This is a genomic window from Desulfovibrio sp. (genome assembly GCA_016208105.1).
Taxonomy (GTDB): domain Bacteria; phylum Desulfobacterota; class Desulfovibrionia; order Desulfovibrionales; family Desulfovibrionaceae; genus Fundidesulfovibrio.
In genome coordinates, this window is the sequence record JACQYS010000011.1 from 126,781 (window position 1) to 144,475 (window position 17,695).

Genomic DNA, 17,695 nt, shown 5'->3' on the forward strand with positions numbered 1-17,695 from the left:
GGTGTCCGACGGGCGCTAGTGCTGGTGCCCGGTGCCGCCAGAGCTTTTGAGGCGGGTGTCCGCATCCAGGAGGAAGTTGGCCGAAGCGGCCACCGTGGCCCCCTGGGAAATACCGGAAACGATCTCCACGAAGCCCCCGGAGCGCAGGCCGGTCACCACGTCGCGGGGCTCGAAATTGTTGGGGCTTGATTCGAAGTAGACCACCTTGCGCAGTCCCGTGTCGATGATGGCCGACTCGGGCACGCTCAGGCGGTTGCCCAGGTCGGACCCCATCTGGATCTCGGCGTACATCTCGGGCTTTAATTGCCCCTTGGGGTTGGGCAGCACGAAGCGCACCCGGACGGTGCGGGTGTCGCCCGCGATAACCGGATAGATCTGGGCCACCTTGGCGGTAAGGGGCGGCCCGCCCACGCCGGTCAGGGTGATGAGCGCGGTCTGGCCTTCGCGGAAGTAGGGCAGGTTCTCCTCGTACACGTCGGCCAGCACCCAGACCGTGCTCAGGTCGGCCAGGTCGTAGAGCTTCTCGCCCGGCATCACCCGCATGCCCTGGGTGGCCTGCCGGGAGATCACGTAGCCGGTCACCGGGCTGGCGATGGCGTAGGTTCTGGAAGGCTTTCCGGTCTTCTCCAGGTGCGAGGCCAGGCCCCCGGCGTCCAGAAGCGCCAGGCGCTGCCTGGCTGCCGCCAGCAGATCCCGGCTGTCTGCGGACACAAGGCCTGCGTATTCCCCGGTGGAACCCTCCGGGGTCTTCACGGCGGTATTCTGCCAGCGCAGCATGTTCAGGTATTCGAGCTGTACGGCGTAGACCTCCGGGCTGTAGAGCTCCAGCAGGGTCTGGCCCTTTTTGACCTCCTGGCCGGTGTGGTTCACCAGCAGGCGCTCGATGAAGCCCTCGGTCTTGGTGGTCACGGTGGCCAGCTTGGTTTCGTCCGCGGCCACCCGGCCCGTGGCCCGGATGAACACCTTGAAGGGCCTTTGCGTGGCCTGGGCCGTGGTGACGCCTATGAGCCTGGCCTGCTCCGGGGTGATCATGGCCATGGGGGGCATGGTCCCGGCCGGAGCGGCCCCGTGCCCGGCATGGCCTCCCGCCGGGGCAGCTGACTGGACGGCTGGAGCCCCGTGCCCGGAGTGGTCAGCGGACGGCGCGGGCTTGGTCGCAGGCGGCGCAGCCTGGTGGGCGGAGTGGTCGGCACCGGATTGGGCCAGGGCCGGGTGGGACAACGCCAGGACAACAAGCAGGCCTGCCGCCAGTCCCATTACAGTAAACACCATTCTCGCTGTCATGGCCAAAGCCCGCATGACGTCTCTCCGTTCTGAATGTTTGAGGCTAAGCTATTGGCCCTGGTTCATCTTCTGCAACTGTTCCGGGGTCATTTCCTTCATCTCGCCGGGCTTGACCTCCTGCGCCCCATGCGACCCGTGCGCACCATGATCGGCAGGCATGGCCTTCATCTGCTCGGGGCTCATGAGCTTCATCTGCTCCGGAGTCATCTGCTTCATCTGTTCGGGCGTCATCTGGCGGATCTGGTCCGGGGTCATGTGCTTCATGAGGTCCGGAGGCATCTTGCGTATTTCCTCCGGGGTCATCTTGCGAATTTCATCGGGAGTCATCTTCTTCATCTGTTCCGGGGTCATCTGGTGGCCATGCCCGGAACCGGACCCGTGCCCGTGGGACATCTGGGCCTGGGCCAAGCCTCCAAGGGAAAGGAGCAGGGCTGCCGCTATCGAAAAAACAACTTTTTTGCCCATAATGAAAAACCTCACTGCTGGTTTGATTTGGCGTGCTGCTGGCCGGCCATGGCGTCCTTGTGCCCGCCGTTTCCGGTGCCGTTGACGGAATCGGGGGACTTGGGAAGGGTGAGCCCGTCGGTTATTCCGGCCAGGCTCTCCAGGCGGGCCACGGCCTTCTGTTTCTCGGCCAGCTGGGCCCAGTACTGGGCCTCGTAGTCCAAAAGGCTCTTGAGCCTTCCCACCACGGCGTAGATGTCTCCCTTTCCGCCCGCGTACCCGGCCATGGCCAGCTGGAAATCCTGGCGGACCTTGGGGAGCGTTCCGGTGGAGATGAGTTCGCTCAGGCGCTCCGCGGATTGGAGCATGGAGTAGTTCTCCCGGATGGAGGAGGCGATCATGTTCTTGCTCGCCTCCAGGTCGTACTTGGATTCAGACAGGTCGGACCTGGACTCCTTGAGCCCCTCGGCCTGTTTCATGAAAAAGAAGATGGGCACGGTCATGGAGACGCTGGCGCTCCACATGTCGATCCAGCGCTGGCGGTAGCCGGGCGTCCCGGTGATGTCGATTCCCTCTCCGACGGTCATGTAGGGTTCCTGGTTGGCCCTGTAGCCTTTCTGGCCGTACCCGGCGGAGAGGGTGACGTCCGGCACGAACTCCGCCTTGGCCTGCGACACCCTGGCCTCGGCCTTCTCCACCTTCTTCATGCGGGCCTTGTTCTCGGGCGAATCGAAGGCGGCCTTCACCAGGAGGTCGTCCAGGCTCTTCTTGTAGGGTGCCTTGGAGGGCTCGCCCGGTTTGCCGAGCGGCGATTTCACGTCCCGGCCAAGGGTGGCGTTCAGCATCCCCTCCAGGGTGTTTAGCCTCTGGCGGACCATCTCCACCTTTTCCATGAGCATGTATTTCTCGGTCTGGGCCATCACGGCCTCGCCCTGGCCGCCCATGGTGGAGGCGTACCGGGACAGGGCGGCCTTTTCCACCTGCTCCAGGAGCTTGGCCTTTTCCGCCAGAATCTCCATGGTGCGGTGGGCCACGAACAGGTCGTAGTAGAGCTCCTTCACCCGGGCCACCGTGGCCAGCTTGAGCGCCAGAAGCTGCAGGCTAAGGGTCTCGCTCTCCTTCTCGGCCACCTTGCCCTTCTGGATGAGCTTTCCCGGGAAGGGAATCGTCTGGGAGGCGCTGAAGGCCCACTGGGCGTCGTCGTACTTGCCGAAGGTGTAGGAGCTTAAGCCCACGTTGGTATACCCGGCCGATATGGAGGGGTCGGGCAGAGCCTTTGCCTGGGGAATGCGGTGCCGGGCTGAGGTCACCCTGGCCTGGGCGGCCGAAAGCTCCGGGTTCTGCTGGAGCGCTTCGGCCACCAGGGCGGGGAGGTCCAGGGCCTGGGCACTGACGGGGCCGCCTGTGGCGAGTACGGTTACGACGCAGCAGGAGAAAAGAAGAGCCAAGACCGATGATGATCGCCTTAACCGGCGGACGGGTATGCTCATGGTACGTCCCGAGTTGGAGTGAGGCCAGGGAGATTCTTATAATCCTTAATTGCTTCCATACTCTTTTGCAACGCTGACGGCATAAATTATCTAAATGCGCGTGCCGATCGCCTTTGTGAAGCGATGAGAATCGAGATTTAGCCAACGAAATATCGCTCCACGCTGTACCGGCCATTGCTGCAACAACGGGTTACCCCGCCATTTGAAACCCATGCCCTGGCTATTGCGAAAGGTTCAGAAACTGAAACATGGGCATGAGCGACCAGAAATCCTGAAGCGACGTGTTGGCATTGGCCTGGCCAGACTGGGTTGTCGCGGTTGTCTGGGTGGCCGGAACGGTCACGGTTGTCTGGCTGCCCCAGAAGGCAAACATGGGCATGCGGGAGAAGAAGCTCCCGGATGTGGTGGTCTGGGCAAAGGCCAGGGACGAGAAGGCCATAACCAGGATGAACAGGGCGGACGCGGTGAATTTCTTCATGATGATACTCTCCTTTTTTACTCCACTTTGCGGGCGGTGCAAGCAGGAATCGAACCAACAGAATAATCGTTTTAATTCAGAGTGTTGCCAAAATCAGTTCGCGCGGCCGTGTGCAAAGGGCTGCACAAGTTGGCTGCACACTGCACCGGAAGTGCAAGGAAAAGATGAGGATTGCGGGGTTTTCGAAAGGGGAGCTCAAGGGGGGGAAGCGGCCTGTGCCCGCCTGGCCGGGGTCAAAACAAATCGCACGGTTTTCTCTGATTCAATCAGGCCGGGGTTACCGGTCACCTGGCGTCGTGTTCCTGGCCCATGCACTGCAAGAGGCCCATGCTCCACAGGCAGTCCCCGCAGGGTATGGTCTCGCCGTAGCAGTCGTACTCGAAGTCCGTGGTTTCGATGTCGTCGCAGGGGTAGACGTTGCAGCCGGGGCAGTGGGGATAGCCGCATTCCAGAACTTCTGCCCTGAACTTCCTGTATGCCGGGCTGTTCCAGATCTCTTCGAGCGATGCGCTGGAGAGGTCGCCGAAAAAGCGCGGCGAAACCCGCTTTGCGTTCCCGAAAAAGTAACAGCTGAAGCTTCGCCACAAAAAATGGCAAGGGGAGACCCGGCCGTCCCAGGTAACGAAGGCCCCTCCCTGCTCCACGGCCAGGCAGGCCCGGCCGCTTACGGGCCGAAGCGGCGGCAGCACCAGTGAAAGGCCCTTGTCATCGGCCACGGCCTGAGCCCTGCCAAACACGGACTCGGCCTGCTGCAGATCGTCGCTTGAGAGCAGGTTGCCGATGTGGAAGGGGATGTCCGCCTGGAGGGCATGGTCGGACATGGTTTTCACGAAATCCACTATGCGCTGGTCCTCGTGGCTCTTGTTGTATTTCCAGAGCACCTGGAAATACTGGGTGATGTCGATGTCTTCCTGGCGCGCCCGTTCGGCCCACTGGTCGTAGAAGGCCACCGAGGGCCCGGTGTTCACCCCGAAAACAGGCTGGTCCGCCATGGACTGGTCGTAGGGCAGGATGTGGGAGACGATAAGGCGGGTAACTCCACGCTCGGCCAGCCAGGCAACCGTGGCCGGAAGCTCGCGTAAGTTGTCTCGCATGAGCACGAACTGGGCCCCCAGGAGAAGCGCCGCGTCCGGGTGTTCGCGCTTGGCTTCGCTCAAGGCGATAAGCGCCCGTTCCACATGGTTCAGGTTGCCGCCGCCCCGAAAGGACGTGAACATCTCCGGGGAGGTGGAATCAACAGACAGAAAAATCCGGTCCAGCCCGGCATCGATGAGCGACATGGCCCGGGCCGTGTCCAGCAGGTGGCCGTTGGTCTGGAAGCCCACCCAGCTTCCGGCGGGCATGGCCTCCTTGGCTTCCCGGATGAATCCCTCCAGCCCGGCATGCATGAGCGGCTCCCCGATGCCGCTTAAGATAAGGGCCTGAAGGTGCGGGAAGGCGGGCTTCAGGGCGCCGAAGGTCTCGGGGGACATGTCGCCCTCGCGTGGGTCTGCGCTGCCGGAGTGCTTGACGCACATGGGGCAGTGCAGGTTGCACCGGGAGGTGACTTCCACGAAGAGGCGGGAAGGGGAGTCCGTGGGTGCGGGCATGGTTCGGGGCGGTGCGGATACGTTCACGCGAAGTCCTTGGATGCGGAAACCCTTACGGGCCAAGCTCTTTTGAGTTTATTTGCCTGAAGGTGGCGAGTCAATCGGGGGAGCGACCCGCTGGGCCGGAAGGGACGGATATGGCTCTTGCTTGCCGGGCTGCCTGTGTAAAATGGGGGGAAGCAAGGAGGACGGAGGATTATTGGGCGCGTGGCCAGACCTCTTGGGTGGTGAGCCCAGCTCACCTCTGAGCCTGGTTTTTGCGCTCCTGGTAGGCGCTGTCCATGAGGTTCCAAAACCAGGCCCGGAACTCTTCGCGCTCTCGCATGGTGAACTTTTCGGAAGGGTCAAACGGTTCCAAAGCTTCCACGCGCACTTCCCCCGGGGTGGGCAGGAAGGCCCCCCGGGGCATGATGCGTTCCGTTCCTGTGAGTATTACCGGGGCCACGGGAACATTGCATTTAAGAGCCATGATCATGCCGCCGATCCTGAAATCCCCAAGTTTGTCGCCTGCTGACGAACGGGTCCCCTCCGGAAAGATGACCACGGACATGCCGCGCCCGCAGGCGTCGGCCGCTTGGTCGATGGCCTTCATGGCCTTGCGGGAGTTCTCGCGCGCGATGGGGATGTGCCCCATCCGCTTAAGGGCGTGCCCGAAGAGGAAAACCCTGGCCAGGCTTTCCTTGGCCACGAAGCGAACGTTCCAGCGGTTTAATGTTGCGAACAGGACAACGATGTCGAACTGGCTCGAATGGTTGGCCATGAAGGCGTATGTCGCCCGGGGATCGAGCCGGGAGAGGTCCGCATGCACGCGCACCCCTGACAAATAAAGGAGGAAGCTGGAACCATGCCGGGCGATTGTGTGGGCGACGATGGAGTTTTCGCCGATCCAGGCCGTCAGCAGGCACAGGAAGCTGACCACGCCCATGAGGGGAAGAACGAAGAGAAAAAACAGCGCCTTATGGATGTATACCATCACCTGCGCCCCGATTGCGCCGGGCCATGGCCTTGGCCAGCACCCGGTCCAGTTCCTCGTTGTCTATGGGTTTGGACAGGTAGTCGTCCATGCCTTCCTCCAGAAGGCGTTCACGGTCGCTTTTCAAGGCGTAGGCGGTCAGGGCCACCACCGTTATTTGGGCCTTGTCCGGGCCGGCCTCGCCCTGTCGGATGGCGGCCAGGGCCTCGTGGCCGTTCATTCCCGGCATGCGCACATCCATGAGCACAAGGTCGAAGTCCGTGGCCCTGAGCTTCTCTATGGCTTCGAATCCGTTCTGGGCAACGGTGACCTGATGCCCCAGCTGTTCGAGAAGCTCGCCCGCGTAGAGGCGGTTTATGAGATCGTCCTCGGCCAGGAGGATGCGCAGCTGGCCGGATTCGGCCGGGGCGCCGGGCACGGCCCTGGGGCGAGCGTGCGGCAAAGACTCGGCCAGGCCGAAGCGGGCGGTGAACGAGAAGGTTGACCCAGCTCCCACCACGCTCTCGGCCCAGATGTCCCCGCCCATCATTTCCACCAGCTTCCTGGAAATGGACAGCCCAAGCCCGGTTCCCCCATACTTGGCGTGGCTGGAGAGCCCGGCCTGGTCGAAGGGCTCGAACACGTCCATAAGCCTGTCCCCGTCGATGCCGATGCCCTCGTCGCTGACCGTGAAGAACAGGCGCACGGCCCCTGGCGTGTCGGGCTGGCCGTCCAAAGCCACAGACACCCTCACCGTTCCCGTGTCCGAGAACTTGATGGCGTTGCCTATGAGGTTGGTCAGCACCTGCCGAAGCCGCCCGCAGTCGCCCAAAAGGTGGTCGGGAACGCTTAAGTCGATGGATTTGTGGAAGCTCAGTCCCTTGGCGCGGGCGCTCACCAGAAAGGACATGAACATCGATTCCAGGCTCTCGCGCAGATTGAACGGCTTGTCCTCGAGAACGACCTTTCCGGACTCGATCTTCGAGAGGTCCAGGATGTCGTTTATGATCTCCAGAAGCGCCTTGCCGGACTGCTTGACGATCTGGAGGTATTCGCGGGCGTTCTGGGGGATGTCCTTCATGAGCGCCAGGTCGGTCATGCCGAGCACGCCGTTTAGGGGGGTGCGGATCTCGTGGCTCATGTTGGCCAAAAACTCGCTCTTGGCCCTGTTGGCTATCTCGGCCTCTTCCTTGGCCTTTTTCAAGGCGTTTTCCGCGAGTTTGAGCTCCGTGGCGTCCAGGAGCATGCCCACCGACCCGATGATCTCACCATGCGGATTTCTCAGGGGAGCGGCATTGCCCGTGACGTGCTTCACGGTGCCGTCGTCGAAATGGATATCCAAGACGAAGTCCTTGATGGCGATGCCCTCGGCCGCGGCGCGCTGGGCCGGCAGCTCTTCCGGCCTCAAGGGGCGTCCGTCGCGCATTTCCCGGTAATGGGTGGGCGCTTCCCGGCTTGGGGCTGTTTTGGAGAAGTTTGAACCTGGGGGCATGCGCAGGAGTTCATAGGCGGCCGGGTTGCCAACGATGCGGCTGGCGTCGCGGCCGGAGGATATCCAGATGGCCACGGGCGCCTGCTCCATGATCGATTCCAGCTCTGCGGTGCGCTGCTGGGCCTCTTCCAGGACCCGGACCAGTTCCTTCTCCAGCTCTTTTCGTTCGGTGATGTCCAGGTGGGTGCCAATCATGCGGCAGCGCGCCCCGGTGTCGTCCTCCACGAGCACCGCGCGGGTGAATATGGTCCGGTAGGAGCCGTTTCGGTGGCGCATCCTGAACTCGATCTGATAATCAGGGTAGGGTTGCTCCAGGAAGGCGCCAACGTGCCCCCACATCAGTTCGCGATCGTCGGGGTGCAGGCGTTTTTCGAACTCCTCCAGGCTGTTGGAAATCTCCTCATCGGTGTAGCCCAGCTGCATTTTCCATTGGGGGGAGAAATAGGTCTCTCCGGTGCGGGTGTTCCAGTCGAAGAAACCCAAATTGGCTGTCTCTATGGCCATTTGCAGCCGCTCCTGGCTTTCGAACAGGGTCTCTTCCAAAAGCTTTCGTTCGGTGACGTCCCTGCCCACGGACTGGATTTCCGTGAGCGTTCCGTCTTGTGCGAAGAAGGCCCTGTTGGAGAACTGAATCCAGCGGATGTTTCCGTGGGCGTCGCGGATACGGTTTTCGATGTGAACTACGGGATTATGGGGCGAAAGCCTGGCCAACTGCTTCTGTATGGCCTCCAGGTCCTCTTCAAGAGGTATGGGCTGCCACTTCGCGCCGATGAGTTCCTCCTTGGACCTGCCGAAAAAACGGCAATACCCGTCGTTGACGTAGAGGAACGTTCCGTCCGGGGCGAAGAGGCTTATAAGCTCCACCTGGTCTTCCACCAGGGAGCGGTAACGATCCTCGGTCAGTCCGAAGGAGGTTCCGGCCTGTTCCCTGCTTGTAGCGGGGGATGTAGCGGAGCGTTCGCAAAGCGCCTGACGCAACTGAGCGTTCTCCCGCTCCAGTTCGGCCTGGCGTTTAAGAAGTTCCTGGACCAGTGGCCGGGCCTGGGCGAGGTTCATGGAGGACACGTCCGGGGCGTCATGCGCGAGGTTGATTTTTCCTCTTCGAGGCAGGGAGCTTGAACCATTCGGATCTTTGGGACCCGGGCGAGCGTTACTCATCACCTTGCTCCAAAAGTTTCGTACTTAAGGCAAACCGGAGTCCCTGCCAGAGGGCATGTCCAGCGTAAGCACCCATGAACCTGGGACAAGTTTTAAAATATGTATACTTGGTTCGGCTGTGAGTCCAGCCGGGAATGCATGCGGGCGCGGCTTTAAAGACACGGGCGTTCGTAAAGCAGGGCCTTCAGCTTGCTGGGGCCTTTGTGCGATCTCTGCTCCCCGAAGTCCGCGCGTGGGGCAGCCTGATGACGAACCGCGTGCCCCGGCCGGGAGCGGAGTCCACCTCGATGGTGCCCCCCAGGTTGTCGGTGACGATGAAATAGGACACCGACAGCCCGAGCCCGGTGCCAGTGCCGGGTTTTTTCGTGGTGAAAAACGGTTCGAAAACCCTTTTTCGGGTGGATTCGTCCATGCCCGGACCGTTGTCCGCAATGGAGATGACCACGTGCGGGCCTTCCTGCCAGGTGGCAAGGGTGATGGCAGGGGCGTGTGAGCCTGAGCCCTCGGCCGCCATGGCCTGGGCCGCGTTTCGAAGGATATTCATCACCACCTGCTCCACCAGGCTGGCCGAGCAGCGCACAGGAGCGATACCCGGCTGGTAGTCGCGAGTGATGGCTATGTGCCTGAAATCATACTTTTTGGAGAGGTCGTAGTCGCTTTCACACAGGGCCAGCGCCTTGTCCAGAAGCTCGGCCACGTCCTCGAGTTCGGTGTTCGAATCCTGCTGGCGGCTGAAGCTTAACATGCCCTGCACGATCCTGGCCGCGCGTTCGGCTGATTCTCGCATGCTCTCGATTATTGGCAGAAGGCCGCGCCTTTGCATGTAGTCCTGGATGGTCTCCAGGCTGGTGCCCGCCTCTTTGGCCACGGCCCTGTTGCGCTGCGTATCCTTTTTCACGCGCCCCAGCAGCACCTGCGTGCCCTGGAGAATTCCCGAGAGCGGATTGTTGATCTCGTGGGCCATGCCAGCGGCCAAACCGCCCACGGACATCATCTTCTCGGTCTGCACCAGCACTTCCTGCATGCGCTTGAGCTCGGTGATATCCCTGGTGATGCCGAATACGCCGGTGATCTCTCCGGATTCGTCGCGCAGGGGGCTCTTCAAGCACAGAAGGTTGCGGTGGCCTCTCGTGGTGGTGAGAACTTCCTCGTAGTTCAGGGTGGCGCCCGTTCCCCTGACTATACGGTCCCTGCCCATGACCTTGGCCGCATCGTCCGGGGAAAAGTGGTCGGTGTCCTTGCGCCCGATGATCTCCTCCACGGGCTTGCCCACCATCCTGCCCACTTCCGAGTTGGCCAGAAGGTAGCGCCCCTCCAGGTCCTTGGCGAAAACGGCGTCAGTCGTCCCTTCGATTATGGAGTGCAGGAGCGCGCGGTGCCTGGCCAGATCCCGCTCCACACGCTTGCGTTCGGTGATGTCGGTCCAGCTGGAACGCACGGTCTCCCTGCCGTTCATGACAAGCTTCACCAGCCAGACCTCGCACAGAAGATCCTGGCCGGCCGCGTTGCGGATGGCCCGCTCCACGCGAACGGCTTCCCCGGCCTTGATCTTCATGACGTTTCGCTGGATGGTTTCCTCCTTTGGCCTGCCATCCGGCTGCTTGTCCGCGTAGAACCGGAAAACCCCGTTCTTCAGAAGGTCCTCGCGGCTGGTGGCGAACAGAGAAAGCGCGTTCTTGTTCGCCACGATGATCTGGTGGCTGTCGATGTCGTCCACGATGATCGCTTCCGGAGCCAGCTCCACAAGCAGTCTGAAGCGCTCCTCGTTCTCCTTGAGGGCTTCCTCCAGGCGTTTGTGCTCGGTGGTGTCGCGGCCGATGCTGTCCACCGAGGAGACGTTTCCCTCCTCGTCGTAATGCAGTTCAACCGTCCAGGACATGTGCCGCACCTCCCCGTGCTGCGACACGTGACGGTTTTCGATGGTCACGTGGGAGAGCCTGTCCGTCACCCAGCCTTTGAAGGCGTTCCAGGTGGCCTCGCGGTCCTCCTCGTGGATGAAGTCGAAGGCGGAAAGACCCATGCACTCTTCGGGCGTAAGACCGAACGACCTGGCGGCCGCCGGGTTGACGTAGAGAAAGCGCCCGCTGGCGTCCGCCTGGGTGACGAGGTTGTCCGTGCCCTCCACCAGCTCGCGGAACCGCTTCTCGCTTTTTTTGAGCGCCTCCTCGGCCCACTTGCGCTGGGTGATCACCTTGTCCAGGGCCTTGTTGGCCCGTATGAGCGCCTTGGTGCGTTTCTCAACCCGGTTTTCCAGGCCGTCGTGAGCCTTCTTGAGCGCTTCCTCGGCCCGCTTGCGCTCGGCCAGGTCCCAGGCCAGGTCGGCTAGTTGGGCAACGGATTCGATGTCGTTTTCAGTGTAGTCGCAGGCTTTGTTGCCAACTCCCAGGATGGCCACGATCTTGTTTAAGCGGAACACCGGCACCACCAGTTCGCGGATGATGGGGGCGTGCCCGGCCGGAAGGCCCTTCTTGTGGGCCAGCGAAGGGTAGTCGTTATGGATGACGGCCTGGCCTTTGTGGATGCAGTCGGTCCAGACCCCGGCCTGGGCCACGCTGTAGTGGGCGCCCTTGCCCTCGGCCTTGCACATGGTGCGGGTGGTGTTGGTGGACCAGGCCTGGAGCGACAGCGTCTTCTGGTCGCGCTTCAAAAAATGGAAAAAGCCTATCTGGCTCTCGGTGAGCATCTCCGCTTCATCGAGGGTGGCCACCAGAAGCCTCTCAAGGGCGCACGTGGAGGAGAGAAGCATCAGGCGGGACCGGGCCTGAAGCACTCTCTCAGTCCTGGCCTGCTCGAAGCCGCAGGTCGAAAGCTCGGCGATCAGGGCTTGGGCGTCTTGAAGCTCGGCGATGAGCTGTTCTTTGGTCTTCTCGTGGTCCCTCACAACCTCTCCTAGGATTGGTGCAGTGCAGGACCGCCACGGTAACAGTCAGGGCGGTGATACTCTTAAGTAATTTGCATGAAGACACATTTCCGTCAACGCCGAATACCGGACCGGCGGACATCGTGTCAGGATTGTGAGGAAGGAGCGGGAAGAATGACCGTGACCGTGGTGCCATCCGTCACCGACGAGGTGAACTCGATGTGTCCGCCGTGGGCCTTGGCGATGAGCTGGGCGCTGTAAGTTCCAAGGCCTTTGCCGTGGGTTTTGCCCGCGGTGCTGTATTTTTCGAAAAACCGCTCCCGGACCTCTTCGGACACCACGCCATGGTTGTGTATGGTGATGTACTGTTCGCGGTCCGAGCAGTCGCAGGAAATGGTGACCGCGCGGTTCTCGGGGGAGCCCTCGATAGCGTTCTTCACCAGGTTTATGAGCATGTCCTCGATGAGGAATTCCTCCCCGTACAGTACCGGTTTGGCGGCACCTGAGGTGATATCCAGCATTCCCGTCTGAACGAGGCTTACCCGGCGCGCCGTGATGAGCGACTGAAGAGACATCACCACGTCTTGCATCACGTCGCGCAGGTTGAAGTGGGCGGATTTCGGCTCGTAGGTGCCGTGCTCCATCTGGATGATTTTCTCGGAGGAGTCCACGAGCTTTATCACATGGCTCACGGCGTGCAGGATGCCTGGAACCGCCGCCTTCATCTCCTCGTCCAAACCATTCTCGCCGAAGGTGTACTGGGCCAATGAGTGCAGCCCGGACAGCGGCGCCTTTATGTCGTGGCGGATGATGCGCTCCACATCGATGCGGAATTGCTCGGCCCGTCTGCGGTCGGTGATGTCCGTGAACATGGCGAAACTGCCCTGGTATTCCCCTTCAGCGTCCACCAGCGGGGCCGTGCTGGCGATGAACCAGGCCTCGCCGCCGTCCTTTTTGCGCAGCCGCCTTTCATACCGGCTGGAAATGCCCATGCGGTGCTCGCGTTTGCGGTCCTCATGGTCCTCTTGGTCCTCGGGGAACAGGAAGATGTTCGGGGGTTTGCCGACGATGTCCTCAGGCTGGTACCCCAGCATCTGGGCCATGGTGGCGTTGGCGTAGGAGGTGAGGCCGTTTTCGTCCAGCACCCAGATACCCTCGGAAGCGGTCTGCACGATGGTGCGGTAGCGTTCCTGGGTTTCGCGCAGGGCCTCCCGGATCCGTTTGCGTTCGGTGATATCCTGGAAGGTGACGATGGCCCCCTGGATGCTCCCATCCGCGTCCCGGATCGGCGCGGCGTTCACCGCGGCCCAGGAATCCAGGCTGCCCGGGTACTTGAAGCGCAGCACCTCGCCAGTGACGGTCTCCCCGGCCAGGGCCCGAAATCCCGGGATGTTCTTCGGCATAACCGGGAGGCCGTCTTCAGTGGTTACCGACATGTAGGTGGGCCACTTCTCGTCGGAAATCACAAACCCTTCGCGCAGGAAGGGGAAGGCTTGCGAGGCGAAGGAGTTCAGGCGCACCACCGATCTGTCCGGCCCAAGGACGATGAGCCCCTCGGCAATGGAATCCAGCGTGGCGTTCAAGAGGGTCGCGCGTCTCTCGGCCTCGGCTTTGCTCTCGCGCAGGGCGTCCTCACGCTGTGCGAGAAGCTCCTTTGCCTTGGCGAGCGATTGGGCCACTTCGCCGGCCTCCTTGAATTCAATTGGGCCGGCCTGCGCAGTTCCACCAATGCCCATAGCCGTGGCCTGAGCGCTCAAGGTCTTTACGGATGTTGCGATCTTGTTGCCAAGACGTAGCGCGATGAAGACCCCGAGGCTTCCCAGAAGAACAGTGCCGCCAAGCGCCCAGGACAGCCACCGCCACAGGTCGCGCATCACGACGGCTTCGGGCACGCTGACCACCATGGTCCACCCGGATGCGGCCGACTGGCTGTACCCGGCCAGCACCGGAAAACCGGCCAGGCTCATGGCCTGGAAAACCCCTTCCGGTGCTAACTTCTTGTGGTTATCCAGCACAGGCATGGCCGCCTGTTTGCCGATGAATTTCTCCTGGTCCAGAGTTCGGGCAACCACCACGCCGCTATCGTCCAGGATTGTGGCCGTCCACTCCGGCGGGAGCTTTGGAAGATCCAAAACCTTGATAAGATTGTCCACGGGCAGGGTCATGGCCAGATCGTAGGCCACCCGCCCGTCTCGAATCACGGGCACGTCCACGCTCACGAGATTGCGACCGGTGACCGTTCCCTTGAACAGACCGCTGACGCTTTGCTTGCGGCTGGCGAAAAGCTCAATGAGACGGGGAGTCATGCGGCGTTTGGGCAGGGGCGATTTCAGGGGGAGGTAGGAATTGACGAGCTGCTGCCCTGTGGCGTCGGCCAGGATGATGTCCGCGTCCGGGTACTTGGCCAGAACCATCCGGGCCTGGGCGTGAAAACCGGCGTAGTCCGCGGTATTCAGGGCGGGAGATGTAGCCAGGACGTGCAGAGCGGTAATGATCTCGTTCTGTTCCTGATCCACGAGCAAGGAGAAGGTGCGGGTGGTTTCCAGGAGGTGCCGGGAGATGTCCTGTCGTTTCTCCTGGTAGACGGTGTACACCAGAAGGCAGGCGGCGATTCCCAGGGGGACCACGCAGGCCAGGATGAGGCTGACCAGCCTAAAGCGTATGGACAGGCGTGGCCTGCTTTGAGTGTTTTCTGGCCCGGTACCGGTATTCATGTCCCGCTCATCCCCCGGGTGAGACAGGTTGTTTGCGCAAACGCCTTGTCTCTTTGTCGCAGCGGCGAAAAGCCGGGCCGTGGTTCCCTCCCGGCGGGAAACTACGCGCCTAAGACGAGTAACAGATTCCGGCAATTGTGAACAGAAAAAGCTGATACGAAGCCATAGATGTATTCATAAATTCAATGCCTCTGTATCATCAACTCTTTCTTTATGCTGGTAGGATTACACTACTTTTTGACAATGGTGCGCGCTTGGCCACACGGTGAGGCGTTCACGCGCCGGCATCTGCGTCTGGATGGGGGGCCAGCTTAAAAAGCGCGGCCTCAAGAGTAGATGGCTACAGCACCCAATACGATTCTGAACAAACCATTGGCAGCCGGCCCTGCCAGCCTGGCGGTCATCCGGATTGTTCCCCAGGCTGCTCGGCAGCCTCAATGGTGAAGTACACATCCGTGCCGAGATCGACTTTTGAAAGAATGCACAGCGATCCATGCATCAGCTTTACTAGGCGCATAACGATTGTAAGGCCGAGTATCTTTTTCTGCACATGCTTTTTAACCATGGCCGGTTTTGGTTCGTCGAATTCAAATATGCTTTCTATGAGGATGTCCGGCATCCCGTAGCCGCTGTCGGACACGATGAACAGGATGTTTTTCAATTTTCCGGACTTGGCTTCGAAGATGGGGCTTGCGCACACCGTTATCTGGCCGGATTCCGAGAACTTGAAGGCGTTGGAGAGAAGGTTGAAGAGAACCTGCTTCACGTGGTCCTGGCGGCCCTTGAAGTAGGGGGGCAGGGCCTTGTCCAGCTCCAGGGTGAAGTAGATTCCCTTGGCCTCCATCTGGTGCTTGAACAGCTCCACCAGCGAGCTGATGGTCTTTTCCAGGTTGATGGGTCCGACCTTGGAGGGCATGACCACCGTGACCGGCTCGACGATGTTGAAGGTCTCATGGGCCACGGTCAGGGCGTCGATGGCGTCCTGGTCGAGCATGGTCCCTCTTGAGAGAAGGAGCACGCCGTTTCGGCTGACGATGTCCTCGGCCAGCACCATGTTGGGCTTGAGTTCGATTATGGCCGCGAACTTGAGCGCATAGCCGCCTTCCTCGGCGATGCATTTTTCCAAAGCCTCAAGCATTACCGGATCGTAGCGGTGCTTGTAGGCCTTCATTCTCCCGTAGGCTTCGTACGGGGCCAGCCCGGTGCTCAAAAGCATGTCGTACTCGACAGCCACCTTCAGAAAGCGCACGCTTTCGGACTGCCCCGGGTTGAATTCCTGGAACTGGGCGGCGATGATGGCCGCCACGGACTCCAGGCGGGGGATCTGCTCCAAAAGGTTGGCCCCGACGATGGGATGGCTGTGGTAGAGCTTCATGTCGCTCTTGGTCAGCTCCTTCCCGGCGGTTATGTCGTCCAATATTTTCCGAGGGATGGACATGCAGCCGATGTGCGAGAGCATGGTGGCCAGATCAAGCTCCCAGGGAATCTTTTTCTCAAGGGCCTTGGCCATGTTCTTTACCAGGTTGCGCACCCGCCGCGTGCGCCCGTAGGCCGCAGGGTTGGCCAGGCTCAGGGCCTCGATGAGCATGCGCACGCTTCCCATGAGCGTCTTCTGCAGGATCTCCTTCTCGGCGATGTTGGTGTAGTACTGCCTGATGCCCGCCTCGAGCGCCTTGAACATGGTTTCGGGAAGGCAGGGCTTGGTGAGAAAACGAAACACGTGCCCCTGGTTCAAGGCCTTGATCGCGACGTTCACATCCGCGAACCCGGTGAGCATGATGCACACGGTTTCCGGATGGAGCTCGCGGACTTTGATCAAGAACTCAATGCCGTCCATGCGCTTTAACTTGAGCGCGGAAACCACCACGGCGAACGGCCCGGATGCCCGGATTTGCGCCAGCGCCTGCGCGGGGTCGGAACTCGTGGCCACCTCGAAGTGCTTTTGCAGCATGGCCTGGCAGGATTCGAGGGCCTGCTGGTCGTCGTCGACGAAGAGTATTCGTGCTGGCATGTGCGTCGTACGTTGTGCGCCCGCAAAGGCGTTATTGGCTCTGTCCCGGAAATCTGACCGCCACGGGCTCCACGATGTTCAGGGTGGCCCCGGCCTTCAAGAGGCGCTGTATGACGGTGTTGTTTAACTCGCCGCTTTTGGACATGAGCAGAAGTCCCTCCCGGGTGACGATGTCTTCCTCCAGGGTCATTGTGGCGTTTAAGTCGCTTATGTTCACGTATTTGCGCTCGAAGCCGCTCTGCCTGGCGATAAGCTTGCCCAAAGCTTCCAGAATCGCCGGTTCGTAGCTTGACTTGTAGCCGAGCATCTTGCTGTAGGCTTCGTGGGGCAAAAGCCCCTTGCTGGTCAAAAGGTCATAGTCGGCGGCGGCCTTGAGAAACCTGGCCCCTTCGGGCTGGAGCGGATGAAGGTCCATGCTCTGCTCGGCCACCATGGCCGCCACTGGCTCCATGCGCGGGATGGCCTTCAAAAGGCCCGCGCCGATGGCGGGATGGGATTCGTAGAGGGCCTGCGCGTCCTTGGAGAGGTCCACGCCCGCGGCCAGGTCTTCCAGGACCTTGGGCGGGAGGCCCATGCACCCGATTTGGGACAGCATGGCCGCCAGATCGAGCTCCCAGGACACCTCTTTGTTTAGGATCTCCGCCATGCCCGCCACCAGGGCCTTGATGCGCTGCTCGCGCCCGAAGGCGAAGGGATTGGCCACGCTTAACGCCTCGGTGAGCACGCGGATGGTTCCTGTCAGCGTGCCCTGCAAAAGCTCCCGTTCCGATATGACCATGCGGTACTGTTTGATGCCCGCATCGATGGACGCGGCCAGGGTTTCGGTGGGGCAGGGCTTTGTCAACAGCTGGAAGATGTTCCCGGCGTCCACCGCCTTGACCGCTGCTTCCAGGTCGGCGAATCCGGTGAGCATGATGCACACCGTGTCCGGGGCCTGCTCACGCACCTTGGCCAGGAATTCGAAGCCGTCCATGCCGGGCATCTTGAGGTCGGACACCACCACCGCGAACGGGCCGCCGGACTGTAGCATCTCAAGTCCGGCCTCCGGGCCCACTGCGGTGAATACGGAGTACTTGGCGTGCAGGGTGCGCCGGAAGGAGTCCAGAACGAGCTGTTCGTCATCTACAAAAAGCACTTTGTCGGACATGGTGAGCCCTTGCATGCGAACGGGCGGCTGTGTGCCCGGCCCGCAGCCATCGATGCGGTCCGTTGAAGGCGCACAT

At 61.2% G+C, this 17,695-nt stretch carries 11 protein-coding genes; all 11 read right to left on the reverse strand.

Annotated features, from left to right (window positions below):
• Window positions 1-15: 15 nt before the first annotated feature.
• Window positions 16-1,299: an efflux RND transporter periplasmic adaptor subunit gene (locus HY795_06570; protein ID MBI4804881.1), complete on the reverse strand. Its 1,284-nt coding sequence runs from the start codon at window positions 1,297-1,299 to the stop codon at window positions 16-18.
• Window positions 1,300-1,332: 33 nt separating this feature from the next.
• Complete coding sequence (locus tag HY795_06575; protein MBI4804882.1) at window positions 1,333-1,749, reverse strand: hypothetical protein; 417 nt, start codon at window positions 1,747-1,749, stop codon at window positions 1,333-1,335.
• Between the two features lie 11 nt (window positions 1,750-1,760).
• Window positions 1,761-3,218 (reverse strand): TolC family protein, encoded by a 1,458-nt coding sequence (locus tag HY795_06580; protein MBI4804883.1) that lies wholly within the window; start codon window positions 3,216-3,218, stop codon window positions 1,761-1,763.
• Between the two features lie 220 nt (window positions 3,219-3,438).
• Window positions 3,439-3,696, reverse strand: a complete 258-nt coding sequence (locus HY795_06585; protein ID MBI4804884.1) for a hypothetical protein — start codon at window positions 3,694-3,696, stop codon at window positions 3,439-3,441.
• Window positions 3,697-3,980: 284 nt separating this feature from the next.
• Entirely contained in the window at window positions 3,981-5,285 is a 1,305-nt protein-coding gene (locus HY795_06590) for a radical SAM/SPASM family putative metalloenzyme maturase (protein MBI4804885.1), read from the reverse strand.
• Window positions 5,286-5,523: 238 nt separating this feature from the next.
• Window positions 5,524-6,258: a 1-acyl-sn-glycerol-3-phosphate acyltransferase gene (locus tag HY795_06595; protein MBI4804886.1), complete on the reverse strand. Its 735-nt coding sequence runs from the start codon at window positions 6,256-6,258 to the stop codon at window positions 5,524-5,526.
• Window positions 6,242-8,887, reverse strand: coding sequence for a PAS domain S-box protein (locus HY795_06600; protein ID MBI4804887.1), 2,646 nt, complete (start codon window positions 8,885-8,887; stop codon window positions 6,242-6,244). Before HY795_06600 ends, HY795_06595 begins: the two co-directional genes overlap by 17 nt.
• A 184-nt stretch (window positions 8,888-9,071) precedes the next feature.
• A complete protein-coding gene (locus HY795_06605) occupies window positions 9,072-11,768 on the reverse strand; it encodes a PAS domain S-box protein (protein ID MBI4804888.1) in 2,697 nt (898 codons plus the stop codon).
• 125 nt (window positions 11,769-11,893) lie between these two features.
• Window positions 11,894-14,461, reverse strand: a complete 2,568-nt coding sequence (locus HY795_06610) for a PAS domain S-box protein (protein ID MBI4804889.1) — start codon at window positions 14,459-14,461, stop codon at window positions 11,894-11,896.
• A gap of 400 nt (window positions 14,462-14,861) precedes the next feature.
• Window positions 14,862-16,472, reverse strand: a complete 1,611-nt coding sequence (locus HY795_06615) for a response regulator (GenBank protein MBI4804890.1) — start codon at window positions 16,470-16,472, stop codon at window positions 14,862-14,864.
• A 31-nt stretch (window positions 16,473-16,503) separates the two neighbouring features.
• Window positions 16,504-17,619 (reverse strand): response regulator, encoded by a 1,116-nt coding sequence (locus HY795_06620; protein ID MBI4804891.1) that lies wholly within the window; start codon window positions 17,617-17,619, stop codon window positions 16,504-16,506.
• Window positions 17,620-17,695 lie beyond the last annotated feature (76 nt).